13 protein-coding genes are annotated in these 15,165 nt (G+C 72.2%); 6 read left to right on the forward strand and 7 right to left on the reverse strand.

Features of this window, described 5'->3' with window-relative positions; translation table 11 throughout:
• Positions 1–306: 306 nt before the first annotated feature.
• The 5 genes from ACFWGZ_RS31095 to ACFWGZ_RS31115 all read right to left on the reverse strand — a co-directional run bounded on the left by ACFWGZ_RS31095 (position 307) and on the right by ACFWGZ_RS31115 (position 6,424).
• The gene (locus ACFWGZ_RS31095) at positions 307–1,236 is read right to left on the reverse strand and encodes a hypothetical protein (protein ID WP_382455150.1); all 930 of its coding nucleotides are present in this window, start codon (positions 1,234–1,236) and stop codon (positions 307–309) included.
• 960 nt (positions 1,237–2,196) lie between these two features.
• A complete protein-coding gene (locus ACFWGZ_RS31100) occupies positions 2,197–4,284 on the reverse strand; it encodes a CHAT domain-containing protein (protein ID WP_382455151.1) in 2,088 nt (695 codons plus the stop codon).
• On the reverse strand, positions 4,281–4,637 hold the full coding sequence (locus ACFWGZ_RS31105; RefSeq protein ID WP_382455152.1) for a hypothetical protein: 357 nt from the start codon (positions 4,635–4,637) through the stop codon (positions 4,281–4,283). Before ACFWGZ_RS31105 ends, ACFWGZ_RS31100 begins: the two co-directional genes overlap by 4 nt.
• Positions 4,634–5,164, reverse strand: a complete 531-nt coding sequence (locus ACFWGZ_RS31110; protein ID WP_382455153.1) for an RNA polymerase sigma factor — start codon at positions 5,162–5,164, stop codon at positions 4,634–4,636. Before ACFWGZ_RS31110 ends, ACFWGZ_RS31105 begins: the two co-directional genes overlap by 4 nt.
• A gap of 96 nt (positions 5,165–5,260) precedes the next feature.
• Positions 5,261–6,424, reverse strand: a complete 1,164-nt coding sequence (locus ACFWGZ_RS31115) for a pyridoxal phosphate-dependent aminotransferase (RefSeq protein ID WP_382455154.1) — start codon at positions 6,422–6,424, stop codon at positions 5,261–5,263.
• A gap of 29 nt (positions 6,425–6,453) precedes the next feature.
• On the opposite strand from ACFWGZ_RS31115, the gene ACFWGZ_RS31120 reads away from it, so the two are divergent.
• Positions 6,454–7,701 carry a DUF445 domain-containing protein gene (locus ACFWGZ_RS31120; protein ID WP_382455155.1) on the forward strand — a complete coding sequence of 416 codons (1,248 nt, stop codon included), beginning with the start codon at positions 6,454–6,456 and terminating at the stop codon, positions 7,699–7,701.
• Here ACFWGZ_RS31120 and ACFWGZ_RS31125 read toward each other — a convergent pair.
• Entirely contained in the window at positions 7,674–8,171 is a 498-nt protein-coding gene (locus tag ACFWGZ_RS31125) for a CGNR zinc finger domain-containing protein (RefSeq protein ID WP_382455156.1), read from the reverse strand. The genes ACFWGZ_RS31120 and ACFWGZ_RS31125 overlap by 28 nt on opposite strands.
• 86 nt (positions 8,172–8,257) lie before the next feature.
• On the opposite strand from ACFWGZ_RS31125, the gene ACFWGZ_RS31130 reads away from it, so the two are divergent.
• Genes ACFWGZ_RS31130 through ACFWGZ_RS31140 form a run of 3 tightly spaced genes read left to right on the forward strand, consistent with a single transcriptional unit; the run spans position 8,258 to position 11,690 of the window.
• Positions 8,258–8,782: a PadR family transcriptional regulator gene (locus ACFWGZ_RS31130; RefSeq protein ID WP_382455157.1), complete on the forward strand. Its 525-nt coding sequence runs from the start codon at positions 8,258–8,260 to the stop codon at positions 8,780–8,782.
• Positions 8,779–9,453, forward strand: a complete 675-nt coding sequence (locus tag ACFWGZ_RS31135; protein ID WP_382455158.1) for an ABC transporter ATP-binding protein — start codon at positions 8,779–8,781, stop codon at positions 9,451–9,453. The genes ACFWGZ_RS31130 and ACFWGZ_RS31135 overlap by 4 nt, the downstream gene beginning before the upstream one ends.
• A 5-nt stretch (positions 9,454–9,458) precedes the next feature.
• Positions 9,459–11,690, forward strand: coding sequence for an FtsX-like permease family protein (locus tag ACFWGZ_RS31140; RefSeq protein ID WP_382455159.1), 2,232 nt, complete (start codon positions 9,459–9,461; stop codon positions 11,688–11,690).
• On the opposite strand, the gene ACFWGZ_RS31145 is transcribed toward ACFWGZ_RS31140, so the two are convergent.
• Positions 11,626–13,644 carry an NACHT domain-containing protein gene (locus ACFWGZ_RS31145; protein ID WP_382455160.1) on the reverse strand — a complete coding sequence of 673 codons (2,019 nt, stop codon included), beginning with the start codon at positions 13,642–13,644 and terminating at the stop codon, positions 11,626–11,628. The two genes, ACFWGZ_RS31140 and ACFWGZ_RS31145, sit on opposite strands and share 65 nt — an antisense overlap.
• Positions 13,645–14,078: 434 nt before the next feature.
• Between ACFWGZ_RS31145 and ACFWGZ_RS31150 the strand changes: the two genes are divergently transcribed.
• Together ACFWGZ_RS31150 and ACFWGZ_RS31155 are read left to right on the forward strand one after the other, a co-directional pair.
• A complete protein-coding gene (locus tag ACFWGZ_RS31150; protein WP_330850596.1) occupies positions 14,079–14,456 on the forward strand; it encodes a helix-turn-helix transcriptional regulator in 378 nt (125 codons plus the stop codon).
• A gap of 5 nt (positions 14,457–14,461) precedes the next feature.
• Entirely contained in the window at positions 14,462–15,121 is a 660-nt protein-coding gene (locus ACFWGZ_RS31155; protein WP_382455161.1) for a hypothetical protein, read from the forward strand.
• Positions 15,122–15,165 lie beyond the last annotated feature (44 nt).

Raw genomic sequence — 15,165 nt, forward strand, 5'->3', positions numbered from 1 at the left:
TCTCCAGACGCTCCACCCGGGACTGCAGCGCCCGCTCGTCGTTCCCGTACGCGGCGGGCAGCAGCACCCGGGCGCAGATCAGCTCCAGCTGCAACCGGGGCGAGGTGGCACCCCGCATCTCCGTCAATCCGGTGTTGACGAGATCGGCGGCGCGGCACTCGGACCAGACCCGACCTGCCAGGGCGCGGTTGGCAGGTCAGGAAGACTGGGTTCCTTGCGTACAACGGGAAATGTTGTGCGGAGTTACTGGCGCGACGGAACGAGACGGTCACAAATCGCGCAGAGGGCAGACCTGTCCTGCCGGACTCAGTCGGGTGACGTGGCCGGCAGGCCGGGAATGCTGCCCGGCGCAGTGCCGTCGCGCCGCTCCTCGACCGACCACGTGGTGGTGGGGAAGAGCGAGTTCTGCGACGTCAGAACGGCGAGCACGCCGCGCGTGCCGCCCGAGTTGTCGGTGTGACCGGACGCCGCGGAGGCCGTCGCGACGACAGGCGCCTGCTGCGGAGCGGGCAGCGGGGCGCCGGGTCCGGGGGTGGTCCAGGTGAGGTCGCTCACCGGCGCCTGCTCGGCCTTCGCGGGCGCGGGAGGGGAGAGCAGGTCGGGCAGCAGCGGCACGACCTGCTTGACCGCGACGACGGGCGGCGCGGGCGGAGGCGGAGGCGGCGGCAGCTCGGCGGCGAGCTTCGCGGCCTTGCGGGCGGCACGGACCTGGGCCTTGGCCTGGATCACCTCGGGCGGTGCCTGGTTCGACACGCTGCCCGATCGCACGGTGCCCTTGGTGCCACCCGTGAAGTCGAGGACGGGGCCCTCGTCCTGTTCGGGTTCTTCCGCAGCCTCGTCCCCGGACTGCGACTGGGGCGGAACGACGAACGGCGCCAGGGCGAGCTTCGCCGGTTCGTGACGATCCATCACGTTCGCGACGAACGCCTGGGCCCAGCCGGCCGGATCGTCCATCAGCGACGGTGCCGCGGCGGAGCCGGCGGCGGCGGTCTCGACCGGGGGCGGTGCCACGTCGGTGATCCCGGCGGTGGTCTCGACAGCAGTGTTCTCGCCGGGCGCAGGCGCCTCGGCGGTGGCGCCGGCGGCCGCGGGCGCTCCGGCGGTGATCTCGACGGCCGGCGGGGCCTGGTCGGGACTGGCGGAGGCGGTCGTCCCGCCCAGCAGCCAGGCGGCGGCGGTCAGCCCGCCGAGCGCGGCGGTCCGCAGCAGCAGTGCGACAGCTCCACCACTCGCCACAGGATCACCACCCGTCCACCGTTCGGGTCACCGCCGACGCGAAGCGCCGTCGGAGGTCGACGTCGAGCTATGTCTAGCACTGGTGAGTGGCTTTGCGAACCGCCTCGCCGCGAAACACTCGGAAGGGCGGTGACGTGCGGCTGTCCGTGTCTTCCCGATCGGGTGCGAACACCGTCAGTGTCGTCATCGGATCGAGTGACATCGCCGCTCCGGTCCCGTGTGGACCGCCGCGCGGCGGGGGATCGTGTCCGATGTGGACGCGCCCCAGCAGGTCAACAGCCTTTCTGAGCTGGCCGATCGCGCCGCCCGCGCGCTCGGCCCGGTACACGTGCACGATCGGGCGGGCCCGAACGAGTGCTTGGTCCGTTCGGGGGAGCTGATCGTGCTGCCCGCGGACGCACCCAGGGTGCGCAAGCGCTTGCGGGGTGTCTACTCGCACGAGGAGATCGTCGCGGGCGCCCTTCGCATGTTCCTGAAAACGCCCGATCGGGTAAGGGTGGTGGACATCGCGGCCGAGGTCGGTGCGACGCCGAACCACGTCCACGTCGCCTGCCCGATCATGCTCGGCACCTGCCGCCCGGTCGTCGGCAGTCGTCTGCCGGAGTTGCTGGGCGAGGGCACGGTCGCGTTGCTCGACACCTCTCTCGACGCCCCGCACGGCTCGTTGGTCGCCGGAGTCCTCCGCCACCACGGTGCGTCGGTCCGCCCGTTCCCGGTGCTGAGCGCCTCCGGCTTCGGTGACGACCTGACCCTCGCCGCCGCCCTGCGCGCCACCCGCGACCTGCCGGTCGTCCTGGTCGCCTCCGGCACGTACTCGTTCGACGACCGGTGCCCGCCGGTGCTGGCCGCCTGCTCCGCGAACGTGGTCGCCGCGGCGGGCAACGGCGGCTCGTCCCGCCCGTGGTGGCCCGCCGCTCTGCCCGCCGTGACGGCCGTGGGTGCCGAGGCGCCGTTCTCAGGTCACGGGCCGTGGGTGGACGTGGTCGCGTCCGGTGTCGACGTGCCGGCCACGGTCGGGTCGTCGCAACTGCTCTGCACGGGCACGTCGTTCGCGGCCGCGTTGCACGCCGCGACCCTGGTCCCCGTGCCGTAGCAGCTGAACCCCAGGTGGGCGACGGCCCTGGCGGCCTCGGCGGGGTGGCCTGCCAGCCGATGGAGTTCGGTCATGGCCTCCCGCACGAGCGCGTCCGGCACCGGCAGCACGCTCGCGATCACCGCCCTGGTGCCCGCGTCGAGGAACGCCCGCGCGAGACCCGACTCGCACGCCGACAGGACGACCACCTCCGGCGGGTTCCGCAGGCGGGCGAGGTCGTAGCCGTAGAGCGGGCCGTCGGCCAGGTCGAGGTGGGAGAACAACGGGTTCTCGGGGTGGACGTGCCCGTGGGCCGCGATGTGCGCGACACCCGCACCCTCCAGCCCTCGGAGCGTTCCCTCCACAGTGGACTCGACAACCGTTCCGCCGTGCTCCCGCCGCAGCGCGGTCACCTCCTCGTCGTGCAGCCGGGGTCCCGCCACCCACACCCGGTGCCCGCCGCGGCTCCCCGGCCGCCAGTGGCGCAGCGACGGGACGACGTGCACGCGTCCGAACGCCGCCCACGGCATCGAGTGGAGCACGCCGTCCGGGACGACGACGACCTCTTCGGCGTCGGGCAGCAGGTCCGTGGTGATCTTCCTGCCCGCTCGCAGCGAGAGCCTCGCCGTGCGCACGAGCTCGGCCGGGTCGGGGATCGTGCGCATGCTCGCGCGTCCGCCCACCAGCGTGACCGCGGTCATCCGTCCTCCGTGGACGACGAAGCTGACCAGGGGCAGGTCCGGTGCGGCCGCGTCGTGCGCGGCCCGGCGCCCGGCGGCGAGGGAGAGCCTGCGGACGTTCCTCTCCAGCACCTCGAGCGGCAGGCCGAACGCCTTGGCCCGCCTCAGCTCCGCGAGCGCGCGTGCCAGCTCCGGGTCGTCCGGCGGCAACGGCGTCGAGGCCCGGTGCCGTTCCGACCAGTGCAGGACCTCGCGCGCGGTCCGGGCCAGGCCGAGCGCGTGCCCGGTGAGCTCCCGCCGCGGCCAGTCGCCGTGGTGCTCGTCGAGCAGCTTGAGCCCCGCCCGGCACGCCGCCAGCGCACCCCGCCGGTCCGACCGCCGCGCTTGCGCGAGCCAGCCCAGCGCCCGCGTCTGCACGGGACCGCGGAACCGCTGTGCCGCAACGACGTCGAGCTTCCCGGCGGCGAGCAGGAACTCGGGATCGTCGCCGCCCAGCCGCCGGGCGGGTTCCGGGTCGCCGCCGCGCAACGCGCACCGCGCGCTCAGCACCGCCAGTTCGGGCACATGCCGCCGGCACCGCTTCAGCAGCTCCACCGCCGGGGCCAGCACCCGCCGTGCCTCGGCCGTGAGCCCGGCGGCGAGCAGCGCCTCGGCCCGGTCGACGAGCGCCTCCGGCTTGCTGGTGGAGTCGAGCCCGGCCCTCGCCGCCTCCTCGTACCGGCGCAGCGCCAGCGGCAGGTCGCCGGCGAGCATCGCCACGAAACCCCTGTTGTGCAGGCACATCGCCGCCCGCACCGGTTCACCGAGCGCGGCCAGCACGGTCTGGGCCGCGCGGAAGTCGGCCTCCGCCCTGCTCAGCTGCGCGGCGCCGCACCGCGCGATCCCGCGACCGACCAGCGCGTTGGCCAGCCACCGCTCGTCGCCGCGCCGCTTCAGGTCCCTGATCACCGCGGTCAGCTCCGCGATCGCGAGCCGCGGCTCGCCCGCGAGGTGCAGCCCGCGCAGGCACCTGGCCCGGACCCGCTCGTGCCCGCGCAGGTGCGGTGCCGCGAGGTCGAGGTGGCGCAGGCTCTGCTCGCGGCGCCCCCGGTCCAGCTCGATCCACGCGAGGGTGAGGTGGAACCGGGCCTCGCCGCTGAGCCGCACCCCGCGCCGCGCGAACCGGGCGGCGACGTCGAGGTGGCCCAGTTCGACGTGCGCGACGCTGAGGTCGTGCAACGCGTCGGCCCGCTCGGCCCTCGTGCCGCGGACCTCGGTCGACGCGATGGTGGCCCGCGGGTCGGCGGTGGCGCTCACGCGACGAACCAGCCCGTCGTCAGGCCCAGTGCGGGCACGGTCACGCACACCGGTCCCGGGGTGATGGTGGCGCGGAACCACCCTTCGGGGTCCGGTTCGAGCGCTCGGGTGCCGGCCGGGGTGCGGACCTCGACGGCGGCCGCGTCGTCCAGCACGCCGGTCAGGTGGCCGGGGTCGAGCTGGAGGTGCAGGCGCCCGGCACCGGCGTGGAAGACGAGCTGGCGGGACGGACCCCGCACCGGTTCCCGCACCGGCTCCATGGGGACGAAGCCGGTCGGGCGGGGCGTCGGGACGGGAGGCGGCGCGTCGGAGCGGAAGAGGTCGGCGAGCTCGTCGAGCAACGGGTCCCTCATCGCAGCTCCTCCACCTTGCGCCGCAGGTCGGCGAGGCATCGGCTGCGCGTGGGACCAACGCTCCCCACCTTCATCCCCAGGGCGTCGGCAACCTGTGCATAACTCAGCTCCGGGCTGTGGGCAGCTATTCGCAGCAACCGCTGGCACCGCTCGGTCAACGTCGTCAGCGCCGTCCACAGCCGCCGTTGCCGGTCACCGGTGACGACCACCTCGTCGGGTGCCGGTAGCACCGACTCCGGCTCCCACAGGTCGAACGGCACCTCCCGCCCGCGAGCGCGCACGACGGCGATCGACTGCCGGGTGGCGGTACGGACCAGCCAGCCGCCGAGCGACTCCGGCCGGCGCAGCCGCGTGAGGTGTTCGGCCAGGCAGAGCCAGGTGCACTGGTAGACGTCCGCCGCATCGGCGTGGCTCAGGCGGAACGATCTGGGCACCGACCAGACGAGTCGCGAGTAGCGCTCGACGAGGGCGTCCCAGCCGCACGAGCCGGCCCGCCACCCGACGAGAACCTCCGTGTTCGAGTCCATGCCAGTCGGAGTCGAATCCCGGTGGCCCGGCTCCGCAGGTCACTCGAAAGTGGGTTGTCCACAGGTGTGGAGGAACTCGTCCACACCTGTGGACAACTACAGCTTGTGGAGCCGCTCCACGGCCTCGTCGATCACCGCGTCCTGCTTGCAGAACGCGAACCGGATGAGGTGCTTCCAGTCCTCGGGGTGGTCGGTGAACACCTGGACGGGCACCGCCGCGACGCCGATCCGCGCGGGCAGGTCACGGCACAGCGCCAACCCGTCCGAGTAGCCCAACGGCCGGACGTCGGCGCAGATGAAGTACGTGCCCTCCGACGACCGAACCTCGAAACCAGCCGCACGCAGTCCCTCGGCCAGACGCGCGCGCTTCGAGGCCAGGGAGTCGCGCAACGACGTCACCCAGTCGAGTTCGGCGGTCAGTGCGTGGGCGACGGCGGGCTGGAACGGCGCCCCGCCCACGAAGGTCATGAACTGCTTGGCCGCCCGGACGGCGCCGACCAGCTCGGCGGGCCCGCAGACCCAGCCGATCTTCCAGCCGGTGCAGTTGAACGTCTTGCCGGCCCCGGAGATCGACAACGTCCGCGGCGCCATCCCCGGCAGCGAGGCCAGCGGGATGTGGACCAGCCCGTCGAACACCAGGTGCTCGTAGACCTCGTCGGTGATCGCCAGCAGGTCGTGCTCGACGCACAGCGCCGCGATCGCCTGGAGCTCCTCCAGGCGGAAGACGGTGCCGGTCGGGTTGTGCGGAGAGTTGACGAGGATCGCCCTGGTCCGCGGCGTGACGGCCGCCCGCAGCGCGTCCACGTCCAGCGCCAGCCGCCCGGACGCGTCCTCGCGCAGCCCGACGGACACCCGAGTTGCCCCGGCCATCGCGACGGACGCGGCGTAGGAGTCGTAGTAGGGCTCGATGAGGACGACCTCGTCCCCGGCCTCGACGAGCGCGAGCAGCGAGGCCGCGATCGCCTCGGTGGCGCCGACCGTCACGAGGACCTCGGTGTCCGGGTCGTACGACAGCCCGTACCGCGACCGGTGCGCGGCGACGGCGCGGCGCAGCACCGGCATGCCGGGGCCGGGCGGGTACTGGTTCACCCCCGAGCCGATCGCGGACTGCGCCGCCGTGAGCATGGACTCCGGGCCGTCGGTGTCGGGGAAGCCCTGACCGAGGTTGACGGCGTCGTGCTGCACGGCCAGCGCCGTCATCTCCGCGAAGATGGTCGACGTGAACGGCTGCAACCGGGGAACTAGCGCTGGTACCCGCACAACGCAGGATCTTCACGGACAATGGACCCGTGGAGCAACTGACCGCCGCTGACCAGCAGAAGCGCACCGACCTGCGCAAGATGAAGCTCGTCGCCACGAGTTTCCTCGTGGGCGCGACGGTCGTCTTCTTCGCCACCCACGCGTTCGAGGGGGCGTGGGTCGGCTACGTGAGAGCCGCCGCCGAGGCCGGCATGGTCGGCGCCCTCGCCGACTGGTTCGCCGTGACGGCCCTGTTCCGCAGGCCGCTGGGCCTGCCGATCCCGCACACGGCGATCATCCCCGAGCGCAAGAACATGTTCGGCAAGACGCTCGGCGACTTCGTCGGCGTCAACTTCCTCAGCTCCGAGGTGGTGCGGGACAAGCTGCGCCGGGCGGGCATCGCCGAGCGGGCCGGGGCGTGGGTCAAGCAGCCGGAGAACGCCGAGCGGGTCACCAACGAGATGGCGAACGTGCTCAAGGGTGCGATCACCGTGCTCAAGGACGACGTGGTGCAGGCCGTCGTCGAGCAGGCGATCGTGCGGCGGGTCACCGACAAGCCGTGGGGGCCGCCGCTGGGCAAGCTGCTCGGCCAGGTGCTCACCGACGGCGCGCACCACAAGCTCGTCGACCTCATGTGCGACCGCGCGTACGAGTGGGTGCGCGACAACCACGACAAGGTCAGCCTCATCGTCTCGGACCGCGCGCCGACGTGGTCGCCCAAGTTCGTCGACTCGCTGCTCGGCGACAAGGTCTACACCGAGCTGGTCAACTTCGCGTGGGCGGTGAAGACCGACGTCAACCACCCGATGCGGCTGGCCGTCGACCAGTTCCTGATCGAGTTCTCCGGCGACATGCAGAACGACCCGGCCACGATGCAGCGCGCCGAGCAGGTCAAGCAGCAGGTGATCAACCACCCGGACGTGCAGAAGCTGATCAGCAGCGCGTGGGGCACGGCCAAGAAGATGCTGATCGACGCCGCCGAGGACCCGTCGAGCGAGCTGCGCAAGCGGGTCACGCAGGGGCTGATCACGCTCGGCACCAGACTGACCGACGACCCGCGGCTGCGCGACAAGGTCGACGGCTGGCTGGAGCAGGCCGCCGCCTACGTGGTGGAGAACTACCGCGCGGAGATCACCACGCTCATCACGGACACGGTCGAGCGCTGGGACGCCGAGGAGACCTCGCGCAAGATCGAGCTGCAGGTCGGCAGGGACCTGCAGTTCATCCGGATCAACGGGACCGTGGTCGGCGCGCTCGCCGGCCTGGTGATCTACACCGTGGCCAACGTGCTGTTCTGAGGGGTGTTCTGGGCGCGGGTCCGTTTTCGGAACGTCCGCGCCTTCTCCCGGTTGCCGCACACCTGCATCGAGCACCAGGTGCGCGAGCGGTTGCGCGAGCGGTCGAAGAACGCGCGTTGGCAGTCGTCGGCCGGACAGATCTTGAAGCGCTCCCAGGAGCCCAGCACCGCGAGGCGGGCCGACGCGGCGAGCACCGCGCCCAGCGCGTCCGAGCTCGACAGCACCGGGACGCCGTCGGTGAGCTCGATGTGCACCACGCCCGTGGCCGTCTGCGGCCCGGAGGACCCCTCGATGGACGACCTCAGTGCCGCACGGGCCGCGCGCGCCTGCGCGATGTCGCTGCTCCGCCCGAGGCCGCGCTCGGTCACCCACGCGCGCCAGGAGGCTTCACTGTCCAGTACGTGTCGAGTGTTCAGGAAGTCGAGCAGCAGCTCGACGTCGTGATCCCAGCCGACAGTCAGACCAGTCACCCCACCACTGTAGGCGTCACGGCGGCGGCCCGTCAGGGCGTTCCGGGAATACACCCCGTGTATACATCGTGTGTATAGTGCTGCTCATGTCGATCGGACACGCACTGTTGGGCCTGCTCGAAGGCGGTCCCAGGCACGGGTACGACCTGAAGCGCGCCTACGACGAACGCTTCGGCCAGGACCGGCCGCTGCACTACGGGCAGGTGTACTCGACCCTGTCGAGACTGCTGAAGAACGGCTTCGTCACCGACGCGGGCGTCGAGGCCGGCGATGGTCCCGAGCGCAAGCGGTACGCCATCACCGACGCCGGGGTCACCGACGTCGAACGGTGGCTCGGCACCCCGGAGAAGCCCGAGCCGTACCTGCAGAACACGCTCTACGCGAAGGTCGTGCTGGCCCTGCTGTCGGGCCGCAGCGCCACCGAGGTGCTCGACACCCAGCGGTCGGCGCACCTCACCACGATGCGCGAGCTGACCAAGCGCAAGGTCGACGGCGACCTCGCCGACCAGCTCATCTGCGACTTCGCGCTGTTCCACCTCGAAGCCGACCTGCGGTGGCTCGAACTGACCGCCGCCCGACTGGACCAGCTGGCCGTGGAGGTCACGCGATGAGTCTTCTGAGGGCCGAAGGCCTGACCAAGTCGTTCGGCAGGACCCACGCGCTCGAGGACGCGGGCATCTCCGTCCGCGAGGGCGAGGTCGTGGCCGTGATGGGGCCGTCCGGCTCCGGCAAGTCCACGCTGCTGCACTGCCTCGCGGGCATCCTGCCGCCGGACTCGGGCACGGTCCTGTACCGCGACCAGGACCTGACGAGGATGAGCGACGGCTCCCGCAGCGAGCTGCGGCGCACCGAGTTCGGGTTCGTCTTCCAGTTCGGCCAGCTCGTGCCGGAGCTGACCTGCCTCGAGAACGTCGCGCTGCCGCTGCGGCTGAGCGGCATGAAGCGCAAGGACGCCGAACGGGCCGCGGTGGACTGGCTCACCCGGCTGGAGGTCGAGGGGGTCGCCGACCAGCGCCCCGGCGAGACCTCCGGCGGTCAGGGCCAGCGCGTCGCCGTCGCCCGCGCCCTGGTCACCGGGCCGAAGGTGATCTTCGCCGACGAACCGACCGGCGCGCTCGACTCGCTGAACGGCGAACGCGTCATGCACCTGCTCACGACCGCGGCCCGCGAGACGGGCGCCGCCGTGGTGCTCGTGACGCACGAAGCCCGTGTCGCCGCCTATTCCGACCGCGAGGTCGTGGTGCGCGATGGCCGTTCACGCGACGTGGAGTTCGCACGGTGAACCGGGTGATCGCAGACCTCGCGCTCGGGGTCCGGCTGGCCGTCGGGGGCAGCCGGAAGTCGTGGGCGAGGCTCCTGCTCCAGGGCCTGGGCATCGGCCTGGGCGTGGCGTTGCTGCTGTTCGCGGCTTCGCTGCCGAACGCGATCGGCGCGCGCGAGGCCAGGGAGGACGCGCGCAACGCCGTGTCCGAGGGAACGGGCACGCCGCCGTTGCTCGCCGAGCAGCAGCACCACGCCTACCGGTCCGGCTACGTCGCCGGCTCGTACCTCAAGGCGGTCGCGCCGGACCCGCCGCTGCCGCGGGGCATCGACAGGGTGCCGGGCGACGGGGAGGTCTTCGTGTCGCCCGCGCTGGCCGACCTGCTCGCCTCGCCGGAGGGGGAGCTGCTCAAGCCGCGGTTCCCGCAGCGGGTCGTCGGCACGATCAGCGAGTCCGGCCTGCTCCACCCCGGTGAGCTGCTGTACTACGCGGGCGACGCGACGATCCAGCCGGACCCGGAGAACAACTTCGTCTACCGGTGGGGCCTGACGTACGGCGGTGGTGGGCTCGACCCGCTGCTGTGGATGCTCAGCGTCGTCGGCCTGGTGGTGCTGCTGTTCCCGGTGCTGGTGTTCGTGGGTGTGGCGACGCGGCTCGCCGCCGCCCAGCGCGACCGCCGGCTGGCGGCGTTGCGCCTGGTGGGCGCTGCCGCGAGCAGGGTGCGGCTGATCGCGTCCGGTGAGTCGCTCGCCGGAGCGCTGGCGGGCCTCGTGATCGGGTTCGCGATCTTCTTCGCGGTGCGGCCGTCGGTCGACCGGATCAGCATCCAGCAGCTCTCGGCGTTCCCCGCCGACGTGATGCCGACGCTCGCGCTGACGCTCGCCGTGGTCGTGGCGGTGCCGGTGCTCGCCGTGGTGACGTCGCTCGTCGCGATGCGGCGGACGATCATCGAACCGCTCGGCGTGGTGCGCGACCAGAAGCCGGTGCGGCGCAGGCTGTGGTGGCGGCTCGTGCCCGTCGTGGCGGGGGTGGCCCTGCTGGCGAGCCAGATCGGGGAGCTGGGCCCGTCCGAGCGCCCCGAGGAGGAGCCGGTGGTGCTCGGGGTCGTGCTGTTGCTGCTCGGCATTCCCGTGCTGCTGCCGTGGCTGGTCGAACGCGTCGTGTTCCGGCTGCGGGGACGCACGCCGGCCCTGCAGTTGGCTGTGCGCCGGTTGCAGCTCGACTCCGGTACGGCCGCCCGTGTCGTCGGTGGTGTCGCCGTCGTGCTCGCGGGCACGGTGACGCTGCAGATGCTGTTCGCCGGCGTCGAGAAGGAGGTGCAGACCGAGGGGGCGGAGGAGGCGGCCTTCCGCTACCTGAGCGTCTCCGCCAGTTCCACCCCGGGCACCGACGTCGGCGCCATCGCGGCGTCGCTCGCCGGCAGCCGGGCCGTGACCGCCGTGCACCGGGTCGACGAGGCGCTCGGCGCGTTGCCGGACAACCGCTACGTCTCCATCACCTCCGGCTCGTGCGCGGCGCTGACCCTGCTGGCGGCCATCGACGACTGCACCGACGGCAAGGCCTACTACGTCCCGTTCGCCAAGGGGGACGCTCCTCCTGCTGCGGGTGAGGTCATGTCGATGCGCGTGACGGGCGGGACCTTCCCGATGCCGCAGGCGCGGTCGGTCACCGGTCCCCGTCCCGGGCTCCTGCTCACCCCGGCCGCCGCGCGCGGCCTGGTGCCGCGCAACTCCGAGTTCATGGCCGAGCTCGACCCGGCGCTGCCCGATGCCGCCGAGCACGCGCGCAACGCCCTGGCGCCCTACCGCTGGCAGACGCACACCTACTTCGTCGGCGCGGACAAGAGCGGGGAGGCGGAACGCACCTTCGGCGTGGTCCGCCGCGCGCTGCTCGCGGGCGCGTTCCTCACGCTGCTGGTGGCCGCCGGGTCGTTGCTGGTCGTGGCGCTGGAACAGGTGCGGGAGCGGCGCAGGCCGCTCGCCGTGATGGCGGCGAGCGGGGTGCCGCGCGGGACGCTCGCCCGGTCGCTGCTGTGGCAGAACGCCCTGCCGCTCGCGATCTCCACGGTCGTGGCGCTCGCCACCGGCGTCGGACTGGGCGTGCTGGTCATGCGCGCGTCGGGTGCCGAGATCGCCTACGACTGGGCCGGGATCGGGATGATGACGGCGATCGTGACCGGTCTGACGCTCGCGGTCACTGCTCTGACGTTGCCCTCGCTGAGAAGGGCGACCGGAGCACTTGGCCTGCGGACCGAGTAGTCACCTCGTGCTCTGCCAGGCGGTCCTGCACCAGTCCGTGCCGGAACTGGTAGCAGGCTCCCGCCCGGCAGAGCACGCCGAGCTTGCGCGCGTCCTCCAGGAACACCATCAGCTCCCAGGGCAGCTTCCCGCGCAGCGCGAGCCAGATCCGCGCGACGGTGAACCACCACCAGCGCAGGTGCAGCACCGAGAGCGCGAACCCGAGCAGCAGCCCGGACGCGAGGCCCAGCCCGACCATGCCGGTCTGCCCGGGGCCGAACACCAGCGCGGCCGCCGAGCCGAAGACCACCGCGAGGACCAGGGAACCGGTCCACACGGCGATCCGGTCGCGCGCCATCGTCCACTGTGGACTTGATGCCTGCGAGAGCTCGGCCGCGCTCGTCAACGCGAACCGCAGCGCGATCGCGACGGCGAGACCGAGCCCGACCACCAGTCCGGCCGAAAGCCCGTACAGCGCACCGAAGACGAGCCCGCCGGCCAGGCCGAGCACGCCGGGGACGAGCAGCAGGCTGCGCCAGATCCCCAGCCGCGGCTTGGCCTTGCGCTCGTGCGACGCCGTCAGCGCGGCCGCGCCCACGGCGATGCCCGCGACCAGACCGGTGATCGGCGCGAGCTTCGGCGTGATCGAGTACGCCATCAGCCAGCCGACGCCGAACCCGCCGATCGCGCCCAGCGCCAGGGCGCCGAGCAGCGCGAGCCACGTGGTGCCGACCGCCCGGCGCAGTTCCCACCAGGCCAGCTCGCGGATGCCGCGGCCGCGCATCTCGTGGGCGAGGAACTCGAGCCACTTGCGCGCCTTCTCGCGCGGCCAGACCTGCGATGCCCCGGCGTGGTGCGCGAAGCCCCTGTTGCCGAACGCGCGCGAGACCAGTTCGTCGCAGAGGTGCTGGGAGATCGACCGCGGGTCGGGGAACCGGCCGCGGTCGAGCAGTTCGGTCGGCTCCGCCTCGCTGTCGGCGTAGACCATGCTCGCGAGCCACATCGTGAGCGGCGTGGACAACGCCTCCGCGAGCCGGCCGTCCGGTTCCTCGCGCAGCTGGATGAACACCGGCTCCCACCGCGCGGCGCCCCAGCTGTCGGCGCTGGAACGCAGGTAGGCGGCGACCTCGTCGAGGTCGAGCGGCGCCAGTTCGACGACGTCCGCGCCCGGCACCGCGCCGGCGGCGTGGACGGCCTGCGCGAACTCGGCCGTGCGGCAGGTCAGCACCAGCGGCCGTGTCACCGGGAACGCCTTGGTGATGCGGTCCAGCGCGTCGGCGCGCTGGTGGGCAGGGAGGTCGTCGAGGCCGTCCAGGACCGGCAGCACGCGGTGCTGCTCCACCAGCAGGTCACCGGCGTAGCTGCCGTACAGCTCGGTGTTGCGCAGCGCCGGGTGGTCCTCGTACAGCCGGCGGGTGAGCCACGTGCGGATGTCCTCGGCCGCCGGGTTCCACGTCGAGAGCGGCAGCAGGACGGGCACCATGCCGCCGTCGTAGCGGTCGAGCAGCCCGCACGTCAGCAGCATCGCGACCGTCGACTTGCCGGTGCCCGCGCCGCCCACGAAGACCATGCGGCGGTGGGCCTGCCGCTCGAACGCGCCGACCACCGCGTCGCTGCGTCCCGGCGGGGCGTCCGGCCCGTCGCCCAGGTCCAGCTCCGGGGCGGTCCAGCGCAGGTCGAGCAGGTCCGGCTCGGTGAGGCCGCGCGAGCGCACCTCCTCGTTCCACTGCGCCTGCAGGCCGACGGCGAGCGCGCGGCACGCGGCGTCGAGGTGCTCGTCGGTGCTGAGCGCGGCGTTGTGCCTGCGCCGGACCCACGGGTCGAGCAGTGCCAGCAAGCCCAGGAACGCCACCGCGAGCACGAAGAGCCAGAGGTGCGGGTTGATGCCGTGGTCGGTGGCGAACAGCCCGGCCGCGGTGAGCAGCGCGGTCAGCACGCAACCGGTCAGCAACGCCTGCTGACGGAATCTGGACATGCGTCGCATCATGACGCACCGCAAGCACCCGCAGTCGATTCAGTGACCCGTGTCGTGACGTTCACTTCTCGATCACAGATGCCGGCGGAGATCGTCCAGTGTCGGGAACTGGCCTCCGGGACCGATGCTGATCCCGAACCGCTGCCGCCGCGGCTCGCCGAGTTCGTGCAGCCCGTCCCGGTGCCGGCCTCGTGCACCGTCTGTCCTATGTGGACTTGAAGCGCCTCCGGCGTGATCGCCGTGCTCGACGAGCTGGTCGGTGTGCCGCCGGTCACCGTGTCGTCGCCGTCGAGTCGGGTAACCCCGGTGTCGTCCACGGCACTGCCGCAGTAGCCCTGTGGCGGAGCCCACGCACCGCTTGCTAGCAGAGTGCTTGCAACTGCTAGCACCCCTCGCTAACGTGGTCGGTGGTAGAGGAACGGGGTGCGGGAACAGTGGACAAGTCCATCGACAAGGCAGTCGCGGACCTCGGCCGCAACATCGGTGAATACATCCGCGAGCAGCGCAACACCGCCAAGATCTCCTTGCGGGAGCTGGCGAAGCAGGCGGGTGTCTCCAACCCCTACCTGAGCCAGATCGAGCGAGGACTGCGCAAGCCCAGCGCGGAGATCCTGCAGCAGATCGCCAAGGGGCTGCGCATCTCGGCGGAGGCGCTCTACGTCGAAGCCGGGATCCTCCAGCAGCGCGAAGGCGGTGCGTTGGCGGACGCCATCGTCGCCGCGACCGATCTGACCGAGCGGCAGAAGCAGGTGCTGCTCGACGTCTACGAATCTTTCAGGCGGGAGAACGCCGCCAAGAACTCAGAGGAGTGATCTCCATGCCGAAGCTCACCCAGGACGACGTCCGCAAGGCCGCCGAGCAGGGCGCGCACGCCGCCCGCCAGGCCCTTCTCGCCGCGCTCGGCGCCGGTGACCTCGCCGCCAAGGCCGTGGTCGAGGCCCTGACGAAGGCCAAGGAGCGCGCCGACGAGGCCCGCACCCAGGCCAAGGACCTGCCCACCGAGCTGGGCGACCTGCGCGAGAAGCTGCAGCCGGCCGAGCTGAAGAAGCTCGTCGACGCCTACACCGCCTCCGCGGTGAACCTCTACACCTACCTCGCGGAGCAGGGCGAGCAGACGCTGGAGCAGCTCAAGGCCCAGCCGCAGGTCAAGCAGGCCGTGGAGCAGGTCGAGCAGGCCGTGGGCGCCGCGCAGAAGCGCGCCGGGTCCGCCGCCGCCGACGCCAAGGTCCTCGCCGACGACGTGCTCGGCAAGGTGACCCGCCGCACCCGTTCGGTCGGCGAGAAGGTCGCGAACCAGGTCGAGGACAGCGCCGAGAAGCTGGCCGAGGAGATCGTCGAGGTCGGCGGCGAGGCCGCGCACGAGGTGCGCAGCACGACCCGCAAGGCCGCGAACCGCACGGCGCCGCGCAAGCCGGCCACCACGACCCGCAGCACCACCACCGCTGCGAAGAAGACCACGCCGAACACCACCAAGTGATTCGGGTCTGAGGTTTTCCCGCGAGAGGGGAGCGGTCCGAACGG

The sequence above is a fragment of the Lentzea sp. NPDC060358 genome, from assembly GCF_042725365.1.
Classification (GTDB): domain Bacteria; phylum Actinomycetota; class Actinomycetes; order Mycobacteriales; family Pseudonocardiaceae; genus Lentzea.

Excerpts from the sequence above, each read along its gene's own strand:
- ACFWGZ_RS31105 (WP_382455152.1), bottom strand. The coding sequence starts at position 4,637 with ATGAGGGACCCGTTGCTCGACGAGCTCGCCGACCTCTTCCGCTCCGAC.
- ACFWGZ_RS31155 (WP_382455161.1), top strand. The coding sequence starts at position 14,462 with ATGCCGAAGCTCACCCAGGACGACGTCCGCAAGGCCGCCGAGCAGGGC.
- ACFWGZ_RS31130 (WP_382455157.1), top strand. The coding sequence starts at position 8,258 with ATGTCGATCGGACACGCACTGTTGGGCCTGCTCGAAGGCGGTCCCAGG.
- ACFWGZ_RS31145 (WP_382455160.1), bottom strand. The coding sequence starts at position 13,644 with ATGTCCAGATTCCGTCAGCAGGCGTTGCTGACCGGTTGCGTGCTGACC.
- ACFWGZ_RS31110 (WP_382455153.1), bottom strand. The coding sequence starts at position 5,164 with ATGGACTCGAACACGGAGGTTCTCGTCGGGTGGCGGGCCGGCTCGTGC.
- ACFWGZ_RS31135 (WP_382455158.1), top strand. The coding sequence starts at position 8,779 with ATGAGTCTTCTGAGGGCCGAAGGCCTGACCAAGTCGTTCGGCAGGACC.